Raw genomic sequence first — 22828 nt, 5'->3', positions numbered from 1 at the left:
ATTTAAATTGTTAGTTAATATTAATTACTTCCAATTTAGTTAAAATTTTAACAAAACAAGTAAAATCATTGGTCGACTAACAAATTGTTATCGACGTATGACACGTTTTACTCGTTGAGATACAGCTGTAAGTAATTCGTATGAAATGGAGTTGACTTGTCCTGCTAAATCCTCGGCAGTATGTTTGTCGTCAAAAATAATTGCTTGATCTCCTTCTTTACATTTAATATTAGTAACATCAACCATTATCATGTCCATACAAACATTACCTAGTATAAAAGCCTTTTGATTATTTATGGTAACAAAGCCCTTTTTGTTTCCATATTGTCTTTTAATTCCGTCTGCATGACCTAATGGTAGGGTTGCTGTCCTGGTGTCTTCTTGAGCGATAAAGGCTCTGTTATAACCTAAACTTTTACCTTTTTTTATATGATGAATTTGAGAAATGTTTGTTTTTAATGCAGCTATAGGTTTTAGGTGTTTGTTAACTTCTGGGTCGTTTCCATAACCGTTTAACCCAATCCCACTTCTTACCATGTCAAAATGTGCTTCTGGATAATTTATAATTCCGGAAGTATTACAAATGTGTAAAAATGGTTTATAGCTTAAAGTTGCATAAACATCTTTATAAATTTTAGTGAAGCTTTCAATTTGTGATTTTGTAAAATCTGTATCATCAAGTACTTCACTTTCGGCTAAATGAGAAAATAAGCTAGTGACTTTAATCGCTTCGGTTTTAGATAAAGCTTCTGCTATTTTTGGTATGTCTTTTTGCCCAAACCCTAGTCTGTTTAAACCTGTGTTAAATTTTAAATGAACAGGATAGTTATGTTGTTTATGGATTTCTGCGGAAGCGATAAATAAATCTAAAACACGTTGAGAATATATGCTAGGTTCTAAACATCGTTTAATAATGTCATCAAAACTTACAGGTTGAGGATGTAATACTAAAATTGGTGTTGTGATACCTGCATCACGCAAAGCAACACCTTCATAGGTGTAGGCTACAGCAAAATAGTCTATGTTTAATTGTTCAAGATATTTTGCTACCTCAGCAGCATCACTACCATAAGCAAAGGCTTTGACTACTGCTAAAAACTTGGTGTTATTATGTAGTCTAGATTTTAAATGCTTAAAGTTATGTTTTAATGCTTTTAAGTCTATTTCTAGAATGGTTTCTTGGACGTTATCCATTAGATGCTTCTGGATTTGTATCTATTTGTTGAGGATCTTCAACATTAATATTTTTAATTTTTTCTCGCATTGTTGCTTTGTAATAAGCAGCTCTGCTTAAAGGTTCGTACTCATCAGTTTCGCCTAATAATACTAGGCTGTCATTAGCAGATTTTCTGAAGCTATATTGTGCAAGATTACCAGTTCTGGTACATACAGCGTGTACTTTTGTAACATATTCTGCAGTAGCCATTAAGTTTGGCATTGGACCAAATGGATTACCTTTAAAGTCCATATCTAATCCAGCAACAATAACCCTTATGCCTTTATTTGCAAGGTCATTACATATTCTAACAATCTCGTCATCAAAAAATTGTGCTTCGTCTATACCAACAACATCGCAACCATCGGCTAATATTGGTATATTAGCAGCAGCAGGTACAGGTGTGGATCTAATTTCGTTAGAGTCGTGTGATACCACCATCTCTTCATCATAACGCACATCAATTGCAGGTTTAAAGATTTCTACTTTTTGTTTTGCAAATTGGGCACGCTTAAGCCTACGGATTAACTCTTCAGTTTTACCAGAAAACATTGATCCACAGATGACTTCAATCCATCCAAATTGTTCTTTTTGATTTACTGTATTTTCGAGAAACATTTTGTAAATTTAGCACTAAAACGTAAAGCATTCACGTTTTGTATAAAGGTGGGTCAAATTTATTAAAAATCAAAAGGCCAACTTGCAATAAATTGAAAAAAAATATAAAAAAAATAAAACCATGAAGAAGAAATTGGAAGCAGAATTAATGAGTATTGCTCATAGGATTCTAAAACTAGGAGGTAAAGATGATGTTAACAAAATGCATGCTGAGGTTGCTGCTTTATATGAAAAACTAACTGTTTTAAAATTTGCTAGCGAAAATCTAGACGATACTTTACCAACAATTGGTAATGACTCTTCGTTTTTTGATATGTTAGATTCTGCATTTAATAACAAAATCAGTGATAATATTGAAGTAGATAATAAAACTTATATCCATTTAGATGAAGATGAAGACAAAGAAATTACAGAGCCATTAATGGAGAAAATTAAAGATATGGTTGCGCAAATGCCTGAGGAAACCCATCAAGTAGATTCATTAATTGAATCGGTTATTCCTAAAAAAGAATTTGAAAAAAATGATTTTGAAGACATTACTTCAAGTTTTGGAGATACTCCTGTATTTGAACCAGTTTTAAAATCTTTGACTGATGAAAAAAAGAGTTTAAATGATAAACTCAAGTCAGGATTAAATATTGGGTTAAATGATAAATTAGCGTTTATAAAACATTTGTTTGATGGTGAACCAGACGATTATAACCGAGTGTTATCACAATTAAATACATCCTCCTCTTTAGATGAAGCTAATAATTTAATAAATAACGTTGTTAAACCAGAATATAATAACTGGATAGGAAAAGAGGATTATGAAATCCGTTTTATGTCTATTATTGCCTCTAGGTTTGAATAATCAATTAGTATTTTAATACCACTACTACATGAAACAAACCTCTATAAAATCCATTATATATTGGATATCTACAATTTTAGTTTGCGTTATATTTTTATACTCTGCACAGATGTATATTTTTAATACACAAATGGTAGAGGGCTTTTTTACCTCGTTTAATTATCCTGCTTACCTTGTAATGCCATTAGCTATACTTAAAATTTTAGGTGTTATTATGGTTTTATGGCGAAAAAGTAAATGGTTAACAGAATGGGCTTATGCTGGATTTTTCTTTGATGTTGTATTAGCTACAGTAGCACATTATATAGCACAACATGGCTTGTTTGGTATGTCGTTTTTTACAATATTTTTGGTGTTGATTTCTTATTTTTTAGGTAAAGAAGTGCGTGATAAAAAATTAGTAGTTTAAATACACATATCCTACAAAAGGTTTGGTTATTGCTTTTACAGTAAAAACATAATAATACGTACCTATGGGTAGTTTTCTATTTTGGTTTAAAGGACCAGAATTAGGCATTCCGTTCCAGGTATTATTGTAGTTGTTATTTTGGTATATTAATGTTCCGTATCTATTATAAATATTTAGACTGCTATAAGGATAGTCTTCAATACAAGGGATTTTAAAGGTGTCATTTGTTGCATCGTTACCTGGTGAAAAACCGCTTGGTATATTTAAACAGTTGTTAACATTAACTTCGGCTTGATCTTCATTATTACTATCATCTCTATCTACCTCTGAGACACTAACTAAACTAGCCTGATTTAATAAGTCGTTTGATGACACAACTTGGGCATTTAAGGTTAAAGTTTCGGATTGATTAGGAAGCAAGTTACTTAGACTCCATAAGTTGTCAATATTATTGTAACTACCCATGCTTGTCTGAGCAGAAATAAACGCGTAGCCTAAAGGAAGCATCTCTAAAATTTCAATATTTGTTGCATTTGTAGTTCCTAAATTGGTGGCAGTAATAGTAAACTGTACTGTATTTCCTATTGAGGCTTCAGATGGTGTTACAGATTTTAATATCTGTATGTCAACATCCGTATTGTCCTCTAATACAGTTAATGTTGCATTAGCTAAAGCGCTATCTATATTATTTAAATCACTAAAATTAGTACTGTTGTTTATAAATTCGCCTTCAGTATTTGTTGTAACAATAACCTCAAAAGTGCAGCTTTCAACTCCATTAGGAAATGTTAAATTAGTAACGTTAAAACTTGTGTCACCTAAATTACTATTAAAAGTTGCTGAACAGCCATTTTGTTCTGACCAATTAACTGGTCCAGCTATTGTCATACCTGTAGGTAGATTGTCTGTAAATGCTATATTGGATTGCGATGCATTACCAGAAACATTAAAAACAGTAAATGTCAAGGTGCTTTCTTGTCCTACAATAATTTGATCTGGAGTAAACGTTTTAAGTACTGTAGGAGCTATAACTTGCATATTACTAATAGACAAATTGGTTTCTGGTGTTAGCTCGTTATTTTCATTACTATTACCTATAGCTTGTGCAGTATTGGTAAAAGCACCACCAAAACTTGGAGCTAAAACAGGTATAACTATTTGTATTGTAGATCCTGCTTCCATAATAGGTATAATTCCATTTACAGTATTACCAGAAACGGTTAACGTTGGTGTGCAACTTGCTGTACCTACTGTAACGTTGCAACTTGGTGATCCGTTTATGGTAAATTGTGGTCCTAAAACATCTTCAAAATCGATATTAGTAGCACTTGAGCCAGAATTACTGTTGGTAATATCTATAATCCAATTAAATGCAGTAATCACATCAACTGAAGTAAACTCAGGATATGTCTGTACTAAAATATCTATACAAGGAGCCATGTAGGTAACAACCATAACAGTATTATCACTTGTATTAATTTCATTTGGGTTGTCAACACTAGCTATTGTAGCGTTGTTTCTGACAGTAATATCATTTGTTGTGCATTCTGGAGCCCAATCTATAACCACTTGGTAAGTTATAGAGCTTTGTGCAGGAAGTGTTACATTTTCATCAGCAGTAATTTGCCAAAACACATCATTAACTCCATCTTCAGGAATACCATCCATAAAAACACCAACATTCTCATTAACTATAGTATAGCAAGAAGCAGTTCCTGTTGTTTCTAAACAAGTAACAGATACCAACGTTCCTGGTGATCCATCATTTAAAAAATCAGATAACTCTATTATTGTATCCTCATTACTATTATTTGTTGCAACAACATTATAGGTTACTTCTCCCCATTCAATAGTATTGTCATTATTTATACCAGCAGGTAATTCTGGGTTAACTTGTGTTTTAGTAATTGATAAATCTGCAAATTCTTCTACATCACATAAAGGTAAAGGAGGAAGTAAAACAAAATCACTATCATAATCATTCGTGATATTAGGGTCTATAATACTGTTGTCTAATAAATTTACACCACTTCTAATATGCACATTGGTGTAGTCTTCTGTTGTAGGAGTACAAGAGTCTGGTTCTAAAAATATTGCAACTGTAGTAACCGTTATAGTAGAGTTAGCAGGTAGTATAAACTCACTACTTTCCCAGAAAGAATTTTGATCACTAAGTGTAAAGTCAGTACAAGAAATCATGCCAGTAGTGCTATTACAAGTAATAGATTGGATTTGCCAATTTACATCTGAAGTTAAATTTTGTAAAAAGAAACGCATATACGCATCCTCTGGACCCATATTACAAACATCAGTAACAAAAGTAACTTCTTCATTCCAGCTAACTTCTTGAGTAGCGTCCGGATTAGTTTGTACTGTAGAAATACATAAATCTGCTTCAGGACATATAAAAGATTCTAGTAAAATATTGTTTATACTGTTAGATTGATTAGGTGATTGGTTGATGTCAGAGGGACTTAAAGTTAATTCAACAAAACTAGACAAATCTAAATCAGACAATATGGTAGCGCAATAAGGGTCCAGAAATAAAACTTCCATTTCAAAAACCATAGATCCTCCAGGTAAAAACTCGATTGCTGAGGTGTAATTAAATAATTCTAAAGATGAAGATAGATAAGTTGGATTACCATTTAGGTTTGAGGTATCAATACAATTCATTCCGTTAGAAGCAGAAGTACAATCAACACTTAAAAGTTGTAAGTATGGGTAACCATAAAATGTACTCAGATTATTGGTAAATATATTTTTAAAACCCATCAAAGGGTAGCTTACACTGCTATTATTAGTGATAGTAAATTGGTAGGTTATAGATTCGTTCCAGTTATTAATACTGTTTCCAGCAGTTGGATTAATTTGGTTGTAAGTAACTGTAAAATCTATAGGGATTTCAACAATATCAATAGATATAATAGAAGTATTATTAGACGTATCACTGTCTGTTGTTCCGTCAGGCGGAAAAACATTAACATTAGTCGCAATACCACCAGAACCTAAAGGTGCTCTCACAATTACTTTTAAAGCTACACTACTATTAGAAGGTAAACTAGCAATAGTTGCATCAATAGTATTTCCGGTTAAAGTTATTGGATTTATTGGACTTGCTCCACCAGTCTGATTTATGCTAGTATAGCTTTGTATGGCAACGCTATTATCAATTATTTGATTAAACGTAGCATTGCTAACATTACTACCAGAATTAAAAACAGTAATTATATATTGAAACTCTTGATAGATATTAGCCTGAGACAGAGCGTTACCTGATAAATCTTGAGCCTCAACCACAATAGATAAATCTGTGCTTTGTGCTTGAGATAAAAAATTAGATATTAATAAAAAGATGAAGAATAGCGAGTTTTTCATTTTTGTTTGGTTAATTAATAGATGTCTAATTTAGCAAAAGGTTGCTTCTTATATATCAAAAAGATTGTAAATTTGAATCTGATTTAATTGAAAATGAGTAAATTATACATAGTCCCAACACCTATTGGTAATCTTAAAGACATGACTTTTAGAGCAATAGAAGTTTTAAATGCTGCCGATTTAATTTTAGCCGAAGATACACGTACCTCAGGAAAATTATTAAAGCACTACCAAATCACAACACAAATGCAAAGTCACCATATGCATAATGAGCATAAAACGGTAGACAGCTTAATACAAAAGTTAAAAGCAGGTACAACCATTGCAATAATTAGTGATGCAGGCACACCAGCAATATCAGACCCAGGTTTTTTATTAACTAGAGCTTGCGTAGAGCATGATATTGAAGTAGACTGTTTACCAGGTGCAACAGCATTTGTACCAGCATTGGTCAACAGTGGTTTTCCTAACGATAAGTTTATTTTTGAAGGATTTTTACCAGTTAAAAAAGGACGTCAAACCAGACTAAAACTTTTAGCCGAAGAAACCAGAACTATCATTTTTTACGAAAGTCCACATAAACTAAATAAAACATTAGGACATTTTTGCGAGTATTTTGGAGAGGACAGACCAGTATCAGTCTCTAGAGAATTAACCAAATTATATGAAGAAACCATTCGTGGTAAAGCAAAACAAGTATTAGAGCATTATACTAATAAACCACCAAAAGGTGAAATAGTTATAGTTGTAGCAGGAAAATCTAAATAAATTATATTAAAAAATGACCATTCAAGAGTTTAAAACAAAATTAAAAACAGCTCCTAATACTATCGCTTTCGCGGAAACAATGGACGTAGTGGACACTTACTTTAATTTTACACCAACAGCATTCACAAACGGTACGTTACAAAATGCCGAAGGACAAAATTCAGGTTCATGTAAAGTTTTTGCATTTGCTAAAGCAGAAAATTTATCTAAAACCGAAACTTTAGCCTGTTTTGGTCAATATTATTTTGATGAGGTATTGAAAGACCCAAGTGGATCAGGACACCAAAACATAAGAAATTTTATAAAAACAGGTTTTGAAGGTTTGGATTTTGAAAACAATCCATTAACTAAAAAATAGATATTAATAAATATCAAAAAAGCCTTGTTAGTACTAACAAGGCTTTTATTGTAAAAGTAAATTTGTTTAATTAAACATGTTTCCCAACTTCAAACCCATGTTTTCCTAAATATTGGTTTCCGCTATCAATAGCATCATTCTCTAAAGTTGTTCCCATACTATCATTCCATCTATTAAGGTATCCAAATAACGAAATCACACCTAGCATTTCTACTATTTCTCCTTCATCCCAATGGTCGTGTAGACGCTTTTGTATATCACTATCTACAGCATTAGGTACCTGACTTGCAGCCAAACTAAAATCTAAAGCAGCACGTTCTGCATCATTAAAAGCAGGATGTGTACGGTATTCCCAAATGTTGTCTAACTGTTCTTGTTCTGCTCCATAGCGTTCTGCAGCTCTAATAGCATGAGCTTGACAATATCTGCATCCTGTGGCATTACTACTAACCCAAGCTATCATTCGTTTTAAAGCAGAGGTTACTCGACCTTCATTAGCCATAACAGCTTTATTTAAATTGATAAAGGCTTTACTAATAGCAGGTCTACGTTGCATGGTTAAGACAGAATTTGGACAAAATCCAAGGGTTTCGTTAAAGAATGTAGCCAATTCTTTAGTTTCTAAATCGTGATCTGCTGTTAAAGGTGTTACTAATGGCATCGTTTTTTCGTTTTTAAATAGTATTTTTGATTGATATCAATAAACGAAAAATAATTTAATTATGTCGCATAAAATTACAACCAATTGGAAAGGGAATATGTTATTTGATTCTGATAACCCAAGTGGTCATCATGTAATGATGGATACAGATGTAGAAGGACAAGAACGTGAAGGATTATCTCCAAAAGCCTTAATGTTATCATCATTAGCAGGTTGTTCTGGCTTAGATGTAGTCTCTGTTTTAGAAAAAATGAAAGTTGAGGTTGATGATTATAAAATGGTTGTTGAAGGGCAATTAACAGATGAGCATCCAAAAATATATCACACAGTAACAATAGATTATCATTTTACAGGTAAGGATTTAAACGAGTCTAAAATTAAAAAAGCGGTTGATTTGTCTGCCGAAAAATATTGTGGAGTCATGGAAATGTTTAGACAATTTGCAGACGTGAAGATTAATATAATATTTCATAACAATTAAATTTGCTAAAGCAATTACACCCTTTTTAATTTGACTACATGCGCTGGACTTTAAAACCAAAACCTAATCCTGAAACTGTCAAGCAATTACAAGAGGCTTTAAATGTAGATCAAGCCATAGCTAAACTTTTGGTGCAACGTGGTATTACTAACTTTGAAGACGCAAAAACCTTTTTTAGACCTAATTTAAACCAACTTCATGATCCATATTTAATGAAGGATATGGATAAGGCTGTAGCAAGAATTGAAGCAGCTATTAAAGCAGGAGAAAATATAATGGTTTATGGCGATTATGACGTTGATGGTACAACTTCGGTAGCACTAATGTCTTCTTATTTAAAGACCAAAACACCTAATATAGCGACTTATATTCCTGATAGATATGATGAAGGTTATGGAATTTCATATAAAGGAATTGATTTTGCAGAAGACAATGGTTTTACACTAATTGTGGCATTAGATTGTGGTATCAAAGCAATAGATAAAATCGCTTACGCGGAAAAAAAGGGTATTGATTTTATAATTTGTGATCACCACAGACCAGGAAGTCAAGTGCCTAATGCAGTTGCTGTTTTGGACCCAAAACAGAGCGATTGTAATTATCCATATAAAGAATTGTGTGGTTGTGGTGTTGGATTTAAATTAATACAAGCATTAGCTGAAACTTCAGACGAAACAATACAAGATTTAATTCCATATTTAGATTTAGTAGCTACAGCAATTGGTGCAGATATTGTACCAATAACAGGAGAAAACCGTGTATTGGCTTATTTTGGTTTACAAGTCGTTAATCAAAACCCAAGAGCAGGTTTCAAAGCAATTATCAATCAATTAAAAAAAGAGACGTTAACCATTACAGATGTCGTGTTTACAATTGCACCACGTATTAATGCTGCAGGACGTATGAAACATGGTCAATATGCAGTAGACTTATTAACACAAATGGATTTAGATACAGCTATAACTTATGCTGCAGAAATTGAAGAATTTAATTCCGATAGACGAGAAACCGATAAGATTATAACTGTTGAAGCTTTAGAACAAATTAAACAAAATAAAGAAGAAGATAGGTTGACTTCTGTTGTCTATCAAGAAGATTGGCATAAAGGCGTGATTGGTATTGTTGCTTCAAGATTAATTGAAACGTATTACAGACCAACCTTAGTATTTACTAAAAGTGGAGATAAACTAGCAGCTTCTGCACGATCTGTTACTGGTTTTGATGTTTATAATGCTTTAGAAGCATGCTCTGAACATATCGAGCAATTTGGAGGACATATGTATGCAGCTGGTTTAACGCTCAAAGAAGAAAATTACGAAGCCTTTAAGCAAGCGTTTGAAGATCAGGTTAGCAAGACAATTGACAGGCAATTATTAACTCCAGAAATAAAAATAGACAGCCAATTGGAATTAGGAGATATTACAGATAAATTTTGGCGTATAATTAGTCAATTTGCTCCATTTGGTCCAGGAAATATGTCACCAGTTTTTATGACCGAAAATTTAAAAGATACAGGTTATGGTAAGTGTGTTGGTGAAGACGATAAGCACATTAGGTTTACAGCGACACAATCTGGACCTGAAAAATTTGTTTGTATTGGTTTTAATCTAGGAGATAGATTACATTTAATTAAGAATAGACAATTATTTAAGGCTGTTTATTCTGTAGATGAAAACCATTGGAATGGAAACGTGTCCTTGCAATTAAAAATTAGAGATATAAAAGAATAATATGGCTAAAAATGATCCTTACGCAGCATTAAGAATAAGAGAGTTTAATATCTTTTTATTAGTAAGATTTGCCTTAGTCTTTGGTTGGTCTATGCAATTTGTGGTAATAGAATGGCAAGTTTACTCTATGACTAATAATAAATTAAGTCTTGCTATTATTGGTTTATGCGAGTTTTTGCCAGCTTTTTTTCTTGCTCCTTTTGCTGGACATATTGTAGATAAAAAAGAAAAACGAAATCTATTTGCACTTTGTATTACGCTATTTTCTTTAATTAGCTTTGGACTGTTTTGGTTGACCTCCAATACCATTGAAGACACTTGGCAAATGCCAACTATTTTATATAGTATTTATGCATTGGTGTTTTTTGGAGGTGTTTTAAGAGCCTTTTTTGGTCCAACTATTTTTTCTTTGATAGCCTTACTTGTGCCTAAAAAGATTTATCCTAATGCAGCAACATGGAGTAGTAGTACATGGAAAGGAGCAAGTGTTTTTGGAGCTTTATCTGCAGGATTTTTAATAGCTTGGATTGGTGTACATCATACACTTGGTATTATATTCTTTTTAGTAATGTTGTCCTTAGTATTGGTGTTTTTAATTAATAAAAAGCCAATTTTAAATAGCGGAAATAAAGAAACAGTAAAAGAAAGCTTACAGGCAGGACTTAGTTTTGTGTTTAACGACAAGGTGGTTTTAGGTGCATTAACATTAGATATGATTGCTGTTTTGTTTGGAGGAGCTGTCGCTATTTTTACAGTTTTTGCAAAAGATATTTTAGATGCTGGGCCAAAAGGTTTAGGTATTTTAAATGCTGCATTATCTTCAGGAAGTATTTTGACAATGTTGGCGACAACTTACATTCCTATAACAAAAAACACAGGTAAAAAGTTACTGGTTTCTATTTTTGGTTTCGGATTATGTATGATAGTTTTTGGTGCTTCAAAATTAATGTGGCTAAGTGTTTTAATGTTGTTTATAGCAGGTGTTTTTGACGGAATCTCAATGGTAGTAAGACAAACTATTCTACAATTAAAGACGCCAGATCATATGAGAGGTCGTGTAGGTGCAGTTAACTCTATGTTTGTTGGGTCGTCTAATGAGTTAGGAGCTGTTGAGAGTGGTATTGCTGCCAAACTTTTAGGTGCTCCATTAGCAGTAATATTTGGTGGGACAGCTACACTTATAATTGTTGCTATAATTGGTGTTAAAAATCAGCCACTTCGTGATCTTGATTTAACAAAAGATGTTGAAGAGCATGAAAAGGAAGAGCATTAATACTCTTTTAACTCCATGTTTTCTCCATCAAAAACTCCGTAGGTAAAATACTGAATCCAGTCACCTAAATTTACATATTTTGATTGATTACCTAAGTCTATATTTAAAGGTAAGTGTCTGTGACCAAAGACAAAAAAATCACGATGTTTGGTTTCTAGTTTGCGTTTGCAGTATTGGACTAACCACTCTTTATCGTTTCCTAAAAATTTAGCATCGTCGTCTCCAGAAATCATTTTATTTTTTACAGACATATACTGTCCTAATCGTAATGCAAAATCTGGATGTAGTAAGCGTTGAAATAACCATTTTGCAACTGGATTTGTAAACACTTTTTTCATGCGTTTATAGCCTTTGTCGTCTGGTCCTAAACCGTCACCATGACCTATAAAAAAGGTTTTATTATTAAAGGTATACTCTTGTGGTTTATGGTATACTGGTATGTTTAATTCTTCTTCAAAATAACCGTTCATCCAAAGGTCATGGTTACCTACAAAGTAGTAGATGGGTATTCCGGAATCACTAATTTCGGCTAGTTTACCTAAGGTTCTTGTAAATCCTTTTGGTACAACCCGTTTGTATTCCATCCAAAAATCAAACATATCTCCTAGTAAGAATATTGCTGCTGCGTCTTGTTTAACCATATCCAGCCATGCTACAAACTTTTTTTCACGTGGTAAGGATTGCGCTTGTGTTGGTGCTCCTAAATGGTTGTCTGAGGCAAAATATATTTTTTTTCCTTTTGGAATCTGCATATGGCAAAGATACTTATTTAGTGTTTGAGGTTTGTTTTTGGCTGGTGTGTGCGTTAGCGATAGAACGGTTTGTTTGAGCTCCTCGCAGAGAGCGAGTAGTGATAGCGCGACCCTTGTGGTAACGCCCAAACTATTTATTGGTTATCACTGGCGTACCATTGCGCGTAACTGGTTGCGGTTTCGGATAGTTTTAATGAGTGTAGTTTGATGTCGTTTGGTAGTCTGTCTTGGATTTTTTTTGCAAAATCTATAACCATCATTTCGCTAGTTGGTTGATAGTCTACTAATAGTACATTGTGTCCTCTGTCTTGAAGCTCTTTGGCTAGCTCAACGTGTGGTGTGTTTTTGTTAAATACAGTGGCGTGATCAAAAACATCTACGATGTCTTCTTTTACTATTTTTTTTAAATCTGTAAAGTCTATTACCATTCCAAATTTAACATTGTTTTTGTTAGATATTGGTGTGCCTATTACTGTAACGTCTAGTTTGTAGCTGTGTCCATGGACGTTTTTGCACTTTCCGTCATAACCATATAATGCGTGTCCTGTCTCGAAAGTAAATTGTTTTGTTATGCGAATATTGCTCATTGACTTAATTATTTATTGTGCAAAGATATTGATTTTGTAAAAGCGAAGGGTTAATAGATTACATTTGCGCACTTTTTTAAATTTTAGACCATTATGAGTCAGCTTTTTGAGGCTTTAGATTTTGTTGAAAACATACAGTATGAACGTATTATTAGTGATATTGCTAGTCAACAATTTGCAATTATTGATGATTTTTTTAGTCCTGAGGATGTAAGTGTTTTGCGTGCGTCTATTACTGAAAAATATGAGGAAGATGCTTTTAAAAAGGCTGCTATAGGTAATAAATTTGATGAACTTATTGTTAAATCTATTAGAGGTGATGTTATTTTATGGATTGATGAGGTTAAGGCTAATATAGCCGAGACTTTGTTTTTTAGTAAAATTAATAGTCTAGTTGATTACTTAAATAAGACATGCTTTTTAGGGATTTTACATAAAGAGTTTCATTATGCGATTTACCCCAAAGGTACATTTTATAAGCGTCATTTGGATACGTTTAAAAATGATGATAGACGTAAATTATCTTTTGTATGTTACCTAAATCATGAAGATTGGTTACCTGAAAATGGTGGAGAATTAGTGTTGTATTTAAACAAAAATGGTAAAGAAGTAGAGCGTGTTATTTATCCTTTTCCTGGTCGTGTTGTAATTTTTGAAAGCCAAATTTTAGAACACGAAGTCAAACCAGTACATACTAAAAGATTAAGTATTACTGGTTGGCTTAAAACGCGTTAATTATCTACGATTACGAAACTTGTTATAAAAGTAGGCTATGATAACAAATAGTGCTAGTAGTGGAAAAAGTAAATCGCTCATGTTTTATTGTGCTTTGTTTCGGTTTTTATTATATCTATATAACAAATAAGCTATTATTACTAACGCAATTAATGGTAAATAGGATCCAATTAAAACACCAATTTGATAGTTGTCATCTGGAGCGTTTTTAATTTTTTCTTCAATATTTACTTGCAGTAGTGCTAATAACATTTTGTTAAATTTATGTTGTAAAGTTACGTGTTTTAAGTAAGTGGTAAAAATTGTTTTCTAAAATATATAATTAACGGTACACCACGAGCTATAATCCAAAAGGTAAAAGCTATAAAAATTCCTGTTAGTTTTAAATTGTAATAATCTGTTATTAATAATACAGGTATAAAAACCAATATTGTGGATAGTAATAATAGGTTTCGTAAAACTTTCATTTGACCTAAACCTTTATACATTCCGTCAAAAATAAAGGCTAATGCACATAGTGGTTGCATGGCTAATACGATCCAGAATATGTTGTAAAATTGATTTAAAACTTCGGGTTCTTTAGTAAAAATCTGTCCTATTGGGTAATAAAAAATGGTGCCTAAAACAGCTATTATAATACCCTGTAGTATTCCTATTTTAATTAAAGTGTTGCTAAGTTGTATTAATAAATTATAGCTTTTTTCGCCTAATAATTTACCAGATAAAATATTGCCAGCACTTGCATAACCATCTATTATAAAAGCGCCTAAAAACCATAAATTAATAGCAATTGTGTAAGCTGCAATGTAGTTTTCGCCATAACTTGTAGCATATTTTGTCGCAAAATATAAGGTTATGTTTAGTGCTAATGTGCGTACAAATAAGTTTAAAATCATTAAAGCAAAATTGTTGATTTGTTTATTAAACGGAAATGTTACTCGTAGTGGAATAGACGTTTTTGTTAATAGTAAATACCCTGACATTATAGCCATTATAATTTGTGCTATAACACTTGCATAAGCAGCACCTTTAATATGCATTGGAGGTATTAGGTCTGTAATACCATAAACCAATACAAAGTCTAGAATTACATTTAAACTAGCTCCAATAATAGCTGTTATCATTGGGTGAAAAGTGTTTTGTAAACCTCTAAAAGTGCCAAACACTGCTATAACAAATAATGTAAACGGAAATCCAAACACACGGATTTTATAATAGTCCACACTGTAGTCTAAAATTAAACCAGAGGCATTATATAGTTTAAATATTTGTGAGGCAAAAGGGTAGGTGGTTGCAATTATAATTAAACTTAAAGTGGTGATTATTAAAATAGCTTGAGCTGGTAAATTTTTGACTTGCTCTAATTTATTAGCTCCAACATGTTGTGATATTATTGAAGAAATAGCGCTACGCGTTTGTCCTAAAACCCAAATTAACATTGATAAAAATGTGGTTACAATACCAATAGCAGCTAAAGATACTGTTGCATTAGCAGGAATATTACCCACAACAGCAGCATCTGTTAATGATAAAATGGGCTCTGATATGCCAGCAATTAAAGCTGGAATAGCCAATTTATTTATATGTTTTATACTTATGGAAAGACTCAAAATGTAAACTGAATGTTAAGATGTAAAGGTCGTAAAACTTTGGTTTAAATTAACTTAATTAATTTCTCTATTTTTGTATTCTAAACACATATTTTATGAACTCTATTTTAGTTGCAGTAGGATCTTCTCAAAACGCTCAAAGTCATTTACAATATGCAGTTGATTTTGCAGAACAGTTTGAGGCTAAATTATATATTGTACAAATTTATAATGTATACACCATGTCAGGATCAATGACTAAGGTAGATGAGATTTTAGAACGTGACAGTTTAGATTTTTTAAATGAATTAGTTTCAAAATTAGATACTAAAAATGTAGATATTGAGGTTAAGGCTTTAAAAGGAAAGTTAATTAAAACATTAAATGACGTCTGTTCTAATTTGAATATTGACTTGTTGTTAGTTGAGCCAAGAACAAACTCTGATAAAGACGATGTGTATTTAGGTAAAACTTCAGGTAAAATCATTAAGCAAACCAATATACCTGCTATTATAGTTCCTGAAAACTATGTGTTTGAGCCTATTCATTCTATCTTATTTGCACTAAAATCTACAGTAATACAAAAGGTTGATGCTTTAAAACCTTTAATTAATATAAAAGAACATTTTAATGCTTCTTTAAATTTATTACTTGTAAAAACTTCTTTTAATAAAACCGAAGATTTTGTAGTAAATAACCAACTTGATAGTTTAATTGATCATAAAGTTGAAACAGAAAATGCAACGACATACCAAGGTGTTTTAGAGCATCATCAAGCAGTAAATCCAGATTTACTTTGTGTAGTTAGACGTAAACGTGGTTTTTTTAATAAAATGTGGGAAAAAAACAGCATTTTAAAGCGTGATTTTTACATTGCTAGTTTTCCTGTTTTAGTGCTAAGTGGTTTGAAATAAAAGTACTTTGTTTGAATATTTATTATCAATACTATATAATAATCATTATGGTGTTTAGTATATGGTTAGGTAATAAACATTAGACTTTGTTTTGTTACTGCTTCCAAAGCTTTAGGAAGATTCTTTTCCTCCCAAGGGTGTTTACCATCAAACACATGATTACTGTTTTCTAATTTAAATAATTTGCTATTTGGGTTCCATTTATGAAGATTTTTAGCTTCTTCAAATTTAACAGATGGATCATCAATAGCATGAATTATTAAATGTGGAATCTTTATTTTTTTACAACATTTTTCTATGTTTAATCGCTCTTTATTGGCTTTATAATCTAAATAAAATTGATAATTATGCGGCATCTGCTGTTTTGTTCTTCCGTTTAAAACATATTTTACACCATCAATTTTCCATTGCTTTAAATCTCCTGTAGTAGATGTTCGTTTTCCAAATGCACAGACACTAGCCCACGTTATTAAGTTGGTTATTCTAGAGTCTTCAGATGCTTTAATAGTTGCTATGCCTCCACCTCTAGAATGTCCAATTAGTGTAATATTATTAATGTCTATTTCTGATAAATAGTCATTATTTTGACTCAGTAAATAGTTAATTAAATCATCAAGGTCTTGCAGCTCTTTACTGTAATTATTTTCTGCAAAAGCATCTAAATCAGGAAAGTCTATAGGTTGTTTAACTGTTCCTCCATTATGAGAAAAATTAAATTTCACGAAAAATAAATCGTTATTTTTAAAATGTTGCGCAACAAGATCCCATGGTCCCCAATCTTTAAAACCTTTATATCCATGACAAAAAATAACCAACGCCTTAGGTTTGTTAGTTTGTTTAAAAAACAAATCAAAAATAATTGGTTTTTGTGCTTTTCTATTTAAAACTTCATTCTTAATTTCCATTATAATTCTTTTTCTATAAAATCTATTTCTGGATTAAAAATCTCTAGAATTAATTTATGTAGTTGAATTTCAAATTCTTCTAAAATTTCAGCTGTAATTAGTGTTGTTTTATTACCACCTCTAACTTGTTCTTTTTTTGTAAAAGGAATAAAACCAGCACTTAAGTTTTTAAATGAAATTATACCTGCTTCTAAAGGTAACTCTACAAGATTCATTTTTTTTAGCATATAGGCATACATTAATACCTGAAATGATTTGCTGTATTTAGTATAATCTGTCAATACATCATCCCATTCAATAACCGAAACCTTGCTTTGGTCTACCTTACCTGTTTTGTAATCTATAATTCTTGTAACGCCATTAAATTCATCTATTCTATCAACAGTTCCTCGTAATTTCACAGAAAAATTTAAACCTTTAACTGTTGTAAAGACTTGGTTGCTTTGGGCTTCTAAATCTATTATCTTAATAGTATTTCCTGCTTCTAATGATTTTATCTCAAGGTTTAAAAAGTTTAAAACATAACGTTTAGCAATTTCAAAAACAATCAAGTTTTTTCCTTTAGTCATGTCACCATCCTTATATTCTTCTTTAAAATACTTGGTAATTAATTCGTTAATTTTAGGTTTGAGAGATTTTATAATTTCTACTGTTAAAAACTGTTGTTTTAAAGGAATATATAAAGCTTCTAAAGTATTATGAACAACAGTACCCAATGTGTTTGCAGCTATGGTTTCTTCCACTTCCTCTAAATCAGAGATTCCTAATAATTTTTGATAGTAAAAATCAATAGGATTACGAACATAGCTTGTCAATGATGAAGGAGAAAAACCCTTTTGCGCAATTGTTTTTAGTTGACTAATTATAGATTCTGTTTTAGTAATTACAGCTAATTCTTTTTTGTAATTAGGAATTTTTGGTGTTAATATCTGATGATTAATTTTATGTATGCCTTCTAATTCTAGCTGATTGATAAACCTACTTTTTTCGCCACCTAATAATGTGTCAATTTCGGTGTTATATAAAATGTAAACATTTTTAGCACGTTGTAACAAATGGTAAAAATGATAGGTGTAAACTGCATCTTTTTCTTTGTACGTAGGTAGTTTGTTTTCTAGTTTAACATCAAAAGGAATAAAAGAATTGTTTGTTTTTCCTGATGGTAAAATACCTTCATTTACGTTGGTAATAATAACAGTTTCAAAATCAAGTACACGTGATTCTAACATTCCCATTATTTGCAAACCTTGTAACGGTTCTCCTTGAAAATCTAAAGTTTCAGAGCTTAATAATTCTTTGTAAATACTATATAAACCTTTAATGTCTTTAATGTGATTATATGTGTCGTTTAAACGTTTTACTTCATTAAACAAGGTGTTAAACCTAAATAGATACTCTAAACCTAATTGGTTTGTTTTTTTATCTTCTGAAAGTTGTTCTTTAATTGTTGTTATTAGTTCGAAACAATTTTCTAAACCTATATTTGGGTTATTTTTCCAATTTCCAAACAGTAGCTTTATTAATGAAGTTTCCTCTTTAGTTATTTCTAACAACGAAGTTTCGTTTAAATACACTATATTGTTTTTATTTATTGTATCAATAAGTGTAATTGCACTTCCGTTATTAAATAATGGTTGAATATATTGGTGTGATAATAGGCTAATAACTTCTTTATAATAAAGTTTGTTATTATGCTTTTTTTGAAGGTTAAATAAATGTTCAAATAAAGAAGCTAAGGGTATAGTCTTTAAAGGAAATCCCATAGTCACGTTTAAAACATCTACAGATTTTGGTACCGAGTTAAGTATTGGAATTAATAGGTTTTCATCTCCTAAAACAACTGCTGTATTTTTTAGATTTGGGTCTGTGCTTGATAAGTTATCTAGTATTTTTCCAACAGCTTTAGCTTGCCCTATATTTTTAGGTACTCCATATATGTTGATGTTTTTATCCGTTTTATAATAATTGTTTAGCCAATTAAACGGTTGTTTTTCAAATACACTCCAATTAGTTTTATGCTGTCTAATAAATAAGCCAGCATCATGTATTTTATTTTCAATAAATGTTTGATCCGTATCCCAATAAATAGATGCTAAATGATTTTTAATTAATTTTTGTATGATGTGTTCCTCTGCCTCATTAAGTGCATTAAAACCAAGGAATATGTGTTTTGAATTACTTTCTTCAATATAAGACTCTATATTGTTATAAGCTTCACGATATAATAGTCCTTGATAGCCTTGGCGGTTGTCAATTAATTTTTTTGTAAAGTGTGTGTAGTAGTCATTTAATTTATTCCAAAAACTTAAGTAATTAGTCACTAATTCAGTTTGGTTAGCTTGAAGTGACCAATGTTCTAAATCCTTGATAGCTTTTAGATAATCAAATATTTTTTTTTGAGGGATTAAATAACGATCTATCTCATTAAAATCTTGAAGTATAATTTGAGACCACTTTGTAAAAGTATCAAATGGTTCTCTTTGATTTTCTGGTGTTAACTCTAAATATGTATTATAAAATTGAAAGAGTAATTCAGTATTGCTTACTGATTTTAAATTGGACAAATCTTCTACAAAGTTTTCAATACTCAGAATTTTAGGAGCTAATATTGTTTGATTTAACACCAAGCTTAATTCATTTCTCAAAAACACACCAGCTCTTCTACTTGGAAGTATAAAGATTAGATCGCTAAAAGATGCGTTTTGATTTTTTAAATCTAGAATTACATCTTGAATAAAGTTTGTCATTATATAAAAATAAAAAACGCTTCGGTTTCCCGAAGCGTTTTTCTATAAAATTTAGTGTTTGACTAAAACTTATTTTTTAAGTTTTACTTCAACACGTCTGTTGTTAACTCTTCCAGCTTTAGTTTTGTTGCTGTCGATTGGGTAATCTTCACCAAAACCGTAAGCATTTAATCTAGCAGAATCAATTCCGTTTTCGATTAAGTAAGCCATTACAGCGTTAGCTCTAGAGTCAGATAATGATTGGTTAGTAGTTTTACTTCCAACGCTATCAGTGTGACCTTCGATTGTAAAGTTAGCCTCTGGGTATTCTTTTAATATTGCAGTAATAGACTGTAATACAGAGTAAGTTTCTTTTTTGAAGCTTGATTTTCCAGTATCAAATAAGATAGTTTTAGCATAGCTATTTAATTTATCTAATACAACTTGGTCTGGTACAGCTGGAGCTTCTGGGCAACCATTGTTTGCTACAGTACCTACTTCTTTAGGACAGTTATCATCTTTGTCTAATACACCGTCACCATCAGTATCTGGCCAAGGACATCCTCCATTTGCAGCAGGACCAGCTTCACTTGGACATTTATCTTTAGCGTCAGCTACACCGTCACCATCAGCATCAGGACAACCTTTTAATGTTTTTAAACCTTTAACTGTTGGACAGTCATCATTGTTATCTGCTACACCGTCTCCATCAGTATCAGGACATCCGTTAAACTCAGCTAAACCAGCTTCGTTTGGACAAGAGTCTTTTGCATCTTCGATTCCATCACCATCAGTATCAGGACAACCGTTGAAAGCTTCTAAACCAGGTACATCTGGACAAGCATCGTTTTTGTCATATATTCCGTCACCATCAGTATCAGTTCCTCCAAATCTAACAGATAATCCTGCAGAATGTTGGAAATGCTTAGTTAAGTAATCCTCAAAAGAATGCTTATATTTTGATTCTACGTAAAAACCAATGTTGTCAGTAAACCAGTAAGTTAATCCTAAAGATGCGTTTAATGTTCCTGCACCAACTGAATTGTTAGAACCAGCTTCTGTAGAGAATGTGTTATATGCACCTTCTTCGATCCATGTGTAACCACCTCCAATACCAACTGCAGGGTCTAATTTTGAAGATCCAATTATATTTGCAAAATGGTATCTTACGTTACCATCTACAGCATAATATGCTAAATCATTAACTCTTAAACTAGGGTTTGTGAAGTTGTCTTCTGTTTGTCCCCATTTGTTAATTCTGTTGATAGAACCACCTGCTTGTACAGAGAAGTTATCTCCAACATATTTAGAAACAGAGATAGTTGATAATGAAGGTAATATACTCCAGTGATCTTCTACGTTAAAGAATTCTTCAAAGTATCCTCCTTGAGGAGCATCTTCTCCTACAGGATATACATCTACTGCGTTGATACCGAAGTTAATAGCCCACGGGTTGTTTTCGTCTTGAGCCATAACGTTACCCATACTTGTTAGAAGTAACATTGTGAACAATAATCTGCTAAGATTTTTCATATTCAAAAATTTAATTTTTAAGTGTTAATTAGAAGCAAAAATAAGTTGTTAAATAATATTAACAAAGACAAATATATAAAAATATTGATTATATCCTCTTTTTGCGACCCAATTATGATTGTTTCTAAATAATTTCCAGTGCTTTACCTACCTTAATAAAGGCTTTGATGGCTTTTTCTAAATGTGTTTTTGTGTGAGCAGCAGATAACTGCACTCGTATTCTTGCTTTTTCTTTAGGCACTACTGGAAAAAAGAATCCAATAACATAAATACCTTCATCTAGAAGCATATTTGCCATGGTTTGAGATAATTTTGCATCATATAACATAACTGGTACAATTGCAGAGTCACCATCTATAATGTCAAAACCTGCATCTTTCATTCCTTTTTTGAAAAAATTTGTATTTTCTTCTAATGTATCTCTAAGCGAATTGTCTTTGTCTAGCATTTCAAACACTTTAATTGAAGCTCCAACAATAGCTGGTGCTAATGAGTTTGAAAATAAATATGGTCTAGAACGTTGACGTAGCAATTCAATAATTTCTTTTTTTCCTGTTGTATATCCTCCCATTGCTCCTCCTAGAGCTTTACCTAAAGTTCCGGTAATGATATCTATTCGGTCCATAACACCTTTTTCTTCTAATGTACCTCGACCTGTTTCTCCAATAAAACCAGCGGAATGACATTCATCAATCATAACCATTGCATCATATTTGTCTGCTAAGTCACAAATTTTGTCTAAAGGAGCTACTAAGCCATCCATGGAAAATACACCATCGGTAACAATAATTTTAAATCTTGCTCCATTTTTGTTAGCGTCAATTAGTTGTTTTTCTAAGTCTGCCATATCATTGTTTTGATATCTATATCTCGCAGCTTTACATAGTCTAACGCCATCGATTATTGAAGCGTGATTTAAAGAGTCTGATATAATTGCATCTTCTTTACCTAATAAAGGTTCAAAAACACCACCATTGGCATCAAATGCTGCTGCGTAAAGTATGGTATCTTCAGTGCCATAAAAATTGGCTATTTTTTCTTCTAAGGTTTTGTGTATGTCTTGTGTACCGCAAATAAACCTAACAGAAGACATTCCAAATCCATGAGTGTCCATGGTGTCTTGTGCTGCTTTAATTACTTCTGGATGAGATGATAACCCTAAATAGTTATTTGCGCAAAAGTTTAGGACTGTTTCACCTGTATTTAAAGTTATTTCGGCACCTTGTGCAGAGGTTATTATACGCTCTTCTTTAAATAGACCATTATCTTTTATATCTTGTATTTCTTGTTGTAAATGTTGTTTGATACTGCTATACATGTTTGTTGTTTTAGTAGTGCAAAT

The 22828-nt window shown here is 31.8% G+C and carries 21 protein-coding genes; 9 read left to right on the top strand and 12 right to left on the bottom strand.

The features are described 5' to 3' along the window. Positions 1-87: 87 nt before the first annotated feature. Entirely contained in the window at positions 88-1194 is a 1107-nt protein-coding gene (gene alr, locus JAO71_RS01045) for an alanine racemase (RefSeq protein ID WP_202998475.1), read from the bottom strand. After that, a complete protein-coding gene (locus JAO71_RS01040) occupies positions 1187-1834 on the bottom strand; it encodes a thymidine kinase (protein WP_028288961.1) in 648 nt (215 codons plus the stop codon). The genes alr and JAO71_RS01040 overlap by 8 nt, the downstream gene beginning before the upstream one ends. Before the next feature lie 121 nt (positions 1835-1955). Here JAO71_RS01040 and JAO71_RS01035 point away from each other — a divergent pair, with 121 nt between their 5' ends. Continuing rightward, complete coding sequence (locus JAO71_RS01035; RefSeq protein WP_028607192.1) at positions 1956-2687, top strand: hypothetical protein; 732 nt, start codon at positions 1956-1958, stop codon at positions 2685-2687. A 28-nt stretch (positions 2688-2715) separates the two neighbouring features. Beyond that, positions 2716-3096, top strand: a complete 381-nt coding sequence (locus tag JAO71_RS01030) for a DoxX family protein (protein WP_116823693.1) — start codon at positions 2716-2718, stop codon at positions 3094-3096. Here the strand turns inward: JAO71_RS01030 and JAO71_RS01025 are convergent. Further along, a complete protein-coding gene (locus tag JAO71_RS01025) occupies positions 3085-6474 on the bottom strand; it encodes a DUF7933 domain-containing protein (protein WP_202998474.1) in 3390 nt (1129 codons plus the stop codon). The genes JAO71_RS01030 and JAO71_RS01025 overlap by 12 nt on opposite strands. 93 nt (positions 6475-6567) lie before the next feature. Between JAO71_RS01025 and rsmI the strand changes: the two genes are divergently transcribed. After that, positions 6568-7242, top strand: coding sequence for a 16S rRNA (cytidine(1402)-2'-O)-methyltransferase (rsmI, locus tag JAO71_RS01020; protein ID WP_202998473.1), 675 nt, complete (start codon positions 6568-6570; stop codon positions 7240-7242). 13 nt (positions 7243-7255) lie between these two features. Next, complete coding sequence (locus tag JAO71_RS01015) at positions 7256-7600, top strand: HopJ type III effector protein (protein ID WP_202998472.1); 345 nt, start codon at positions 7256-7258, stop codon at positions 7598-7600. A gap of 70 nt (positions 7601-7670) precedes the next feature. Here JAO71_RS01015 and JAO71_RS01010 read toward each other — a convergent pair whose 3' ends face one another. Further along, positions 7671-8261 carry a carboxymuconolactone decarboxylase family protein gene (locus JAO71_RS01010; protein WP_028288967.1) on the bottom strand — a complete coding sequence of 197 codons (591 nt, stop codon included), beginning with the start codon at positions 8259-8261 and terminating at the stop codon, positions 7671-7673. A 61-nt stretch (positions 8262-8322) separates the two neighbouring features. Between JAO71_RS01010 and JAO71_RS01005 the strand changes: the two genes are divergently transcribed. From JAO71_RS01005 to JAO71_RS00995, 3 genes are read left to right on the top strand one after another with little or no spacing between them, the layout of a single operon-like run. Next, entirely contained in the window at positions 8323-8742 is a 420-nt protein-coding gene (locus JAO71_RS01005; RefSeq protein WP_202998471.1) for an OsmC family protein, read from the top strand. A gap of 38 nt (positions 8743-8780) precedes the next feature. Continuing rightward, the gene (recJ, locus tag JAO71_RS01000; protein ID WP_028288969.1) at positions 8781-10472 is read left to right on the top strand and encodes a single-stranded-DNA-specific exonuclease RecJ; all 1692 of its coding nucleotides are present in this window, start codon (positions 8781-8783) and stop codon (positions 10470-10472) included. Between the two features lies 1 nt (position 10473). Further along, positions 10474-11745 carry an MFS transporter gene (locus tag JAO71_RS00995; RefSeq protein WP_116823686.1) on the top strand — a complete coding sequence of 424 codons (1272 nt, stop codon included), beginning with the start codon at positions 10474-10476 and terminating at the stop codon, positions 11743-11745. Here JAO71_RS00995 and JAO71_RS00990 read toward each other — a convergent pair. Together JAO71_RS00990 and JAO71_RS00985 are read right to left on the bottom strand one after the other, a co-directional pair. Further along, a complete protein-coding gene (locus JAO71_RS00990) occupies positions 11742-12497 on the bottom strand; it encodes a UDP-2,3-diacylglucosamine diphosphatase (RefSeq protein ID WP_028288971.1) in 756 nt (251 codons plus the stop codon). The two genes, JAO71_RS00995 and JAO71_RS00990, sit on opposite strands and share 4 nt — an antisense overlap. Positions 12498-12631: 134 nt before the next feature. Continuing rightward, the gene (locus tag JAO71_RS00985) at positions 12632-13084 is read right to left on the bottom strand and encodes a 6-pyruvoyl trahydropterin synthase family protein (protein WP_116823685.1); all 453 of its coding nucleotides are present in this window, start codon (positions 13082-13084) and stop codon (positions 12632-12634) included. A 93-nt stretch (positions 13085-13177) separates the two neighbouring features. Between JAO71_RS00985 and JAO71_RS00980 the strand changes: the two genes are divergently transcribed. Further along, positions 13178-13819: a 2OG-Fe(II) oxygenase gene (locus JAO71_RS00980; protein WP_202998470.1), complete on the top strand. Its 642-nt coding sequence runs from the start codon at positions 13178-13180 to the stop codon at positions 13817-13819. A gap of 84 nt (positions 13820-13903) precedes the next feature. On the opposite strand, the gene JAO71_RS00975 is transcribed toward JAO71_RS00980, so the two are convergent. Next, on the bottom strand, positions 13904-14071 hold the full coding sequence (locus JAO71_RS00975; RefSeq protein WP_202998469.1) for a hypothetical protein: 168 nt from the start codon (positions 14069-14071) through the stop codon (positions 13904-13906). Positions 14072-14103: 32 nt separating this feature from the next. Further along, on the bottom strand, positions 14104-15429 hold the full coding sequence (locus tag JAO71_RS00970; protein ID WP_202998468.1) for an MATE family efflux transporter: 1326 nt from the start codon (positions 15427-15429) through the stop codon (positions 14104-14106). Between the two features lie 95 nt (positions 15430-15524). Between JAO71_RS00970 and JAO71_RS00965 the strand changes: the two genes are divergently transcribed. Continuing rightward, positions 15525-16322, top strand: a complete 798-nt coding sequence (locus tag JAO71_RS00965) for a universal stress protein (RefSeq protein ID WP_202998467.1) — start codon at positions 15525-15527, stop codon at positions 16320-16322. Positions 16323-16387: 65 nt separating this feature from the next. Here JAO71_RS00965 and JAO71_RS00960 read toward each other — a convergent pair whose 3' ends face one another. From JAO71_RS00960 to kbl, 4 genes are all read right to left on the bottom strand, one after another. Next, positions 16388-17227, bottom strand: a complete 840-nt coding sequence (locus JAO71_RS00960) for an alpha/beta hydrolase family protein (RefSeq protein WP_202998466.1) — start codon at positions 17225-17227, stop codon at positions 16388-16390. Next, positions 17227-19974: a PD-(D/E)XK nuclease family protein gene (locus JAO71_RS00955; RefSeq protein ID WP_202998465.1), complete on the bottom strand. Its 2748-nt coding sequence runs from the start codon at positions 19972-19974 to the stop codon at positions 17227-17229. Before JAO71_RS00955 ends, JAO71_RS00960 begins: the two co-directional genes overlap by 1 nt. A gap of 69 nt (positions 19975-20043) precedes the next feature. Next, on the bottom strand, positions 20044-21486 hold the full coding sequence (locus tag JAO71_RS00950; protein ID WP_202998464.1) for an OmpA family protein: 1443 nt from the start codon (positions 21484-21486) through the stop codon (positions 20044-20046). A gap of 124 nt (positions 21487-21610) precedes the next feature. Beyond that, entirely contained in the window at positions 21611-22804 is a 1194-nt protein-coding gene (kbl, locus tag JAO71_RS00945; RefSeq protein WP_202998463.1) for a glycine C-acetyltransferase, read from the bottom strand. Positions 22805-22828 lie beyond the last annotated feature (24 nt).

This window comes from Olleya sediminilitoris, from assembly GCF_016785945.1.
Classification (GTDB): domain Bacteria; phylum Bacteroidota; class Bacteroidia; order Flavobacteriales; family Flavobacteriaceae; genus Olleya; species Olleya sediminilitoris.
The sequence above is the reverse complement of the archived record's forward strand: the minus strand, read 5'-3'. Positions and strand labels throughout refer to the sequence as shown.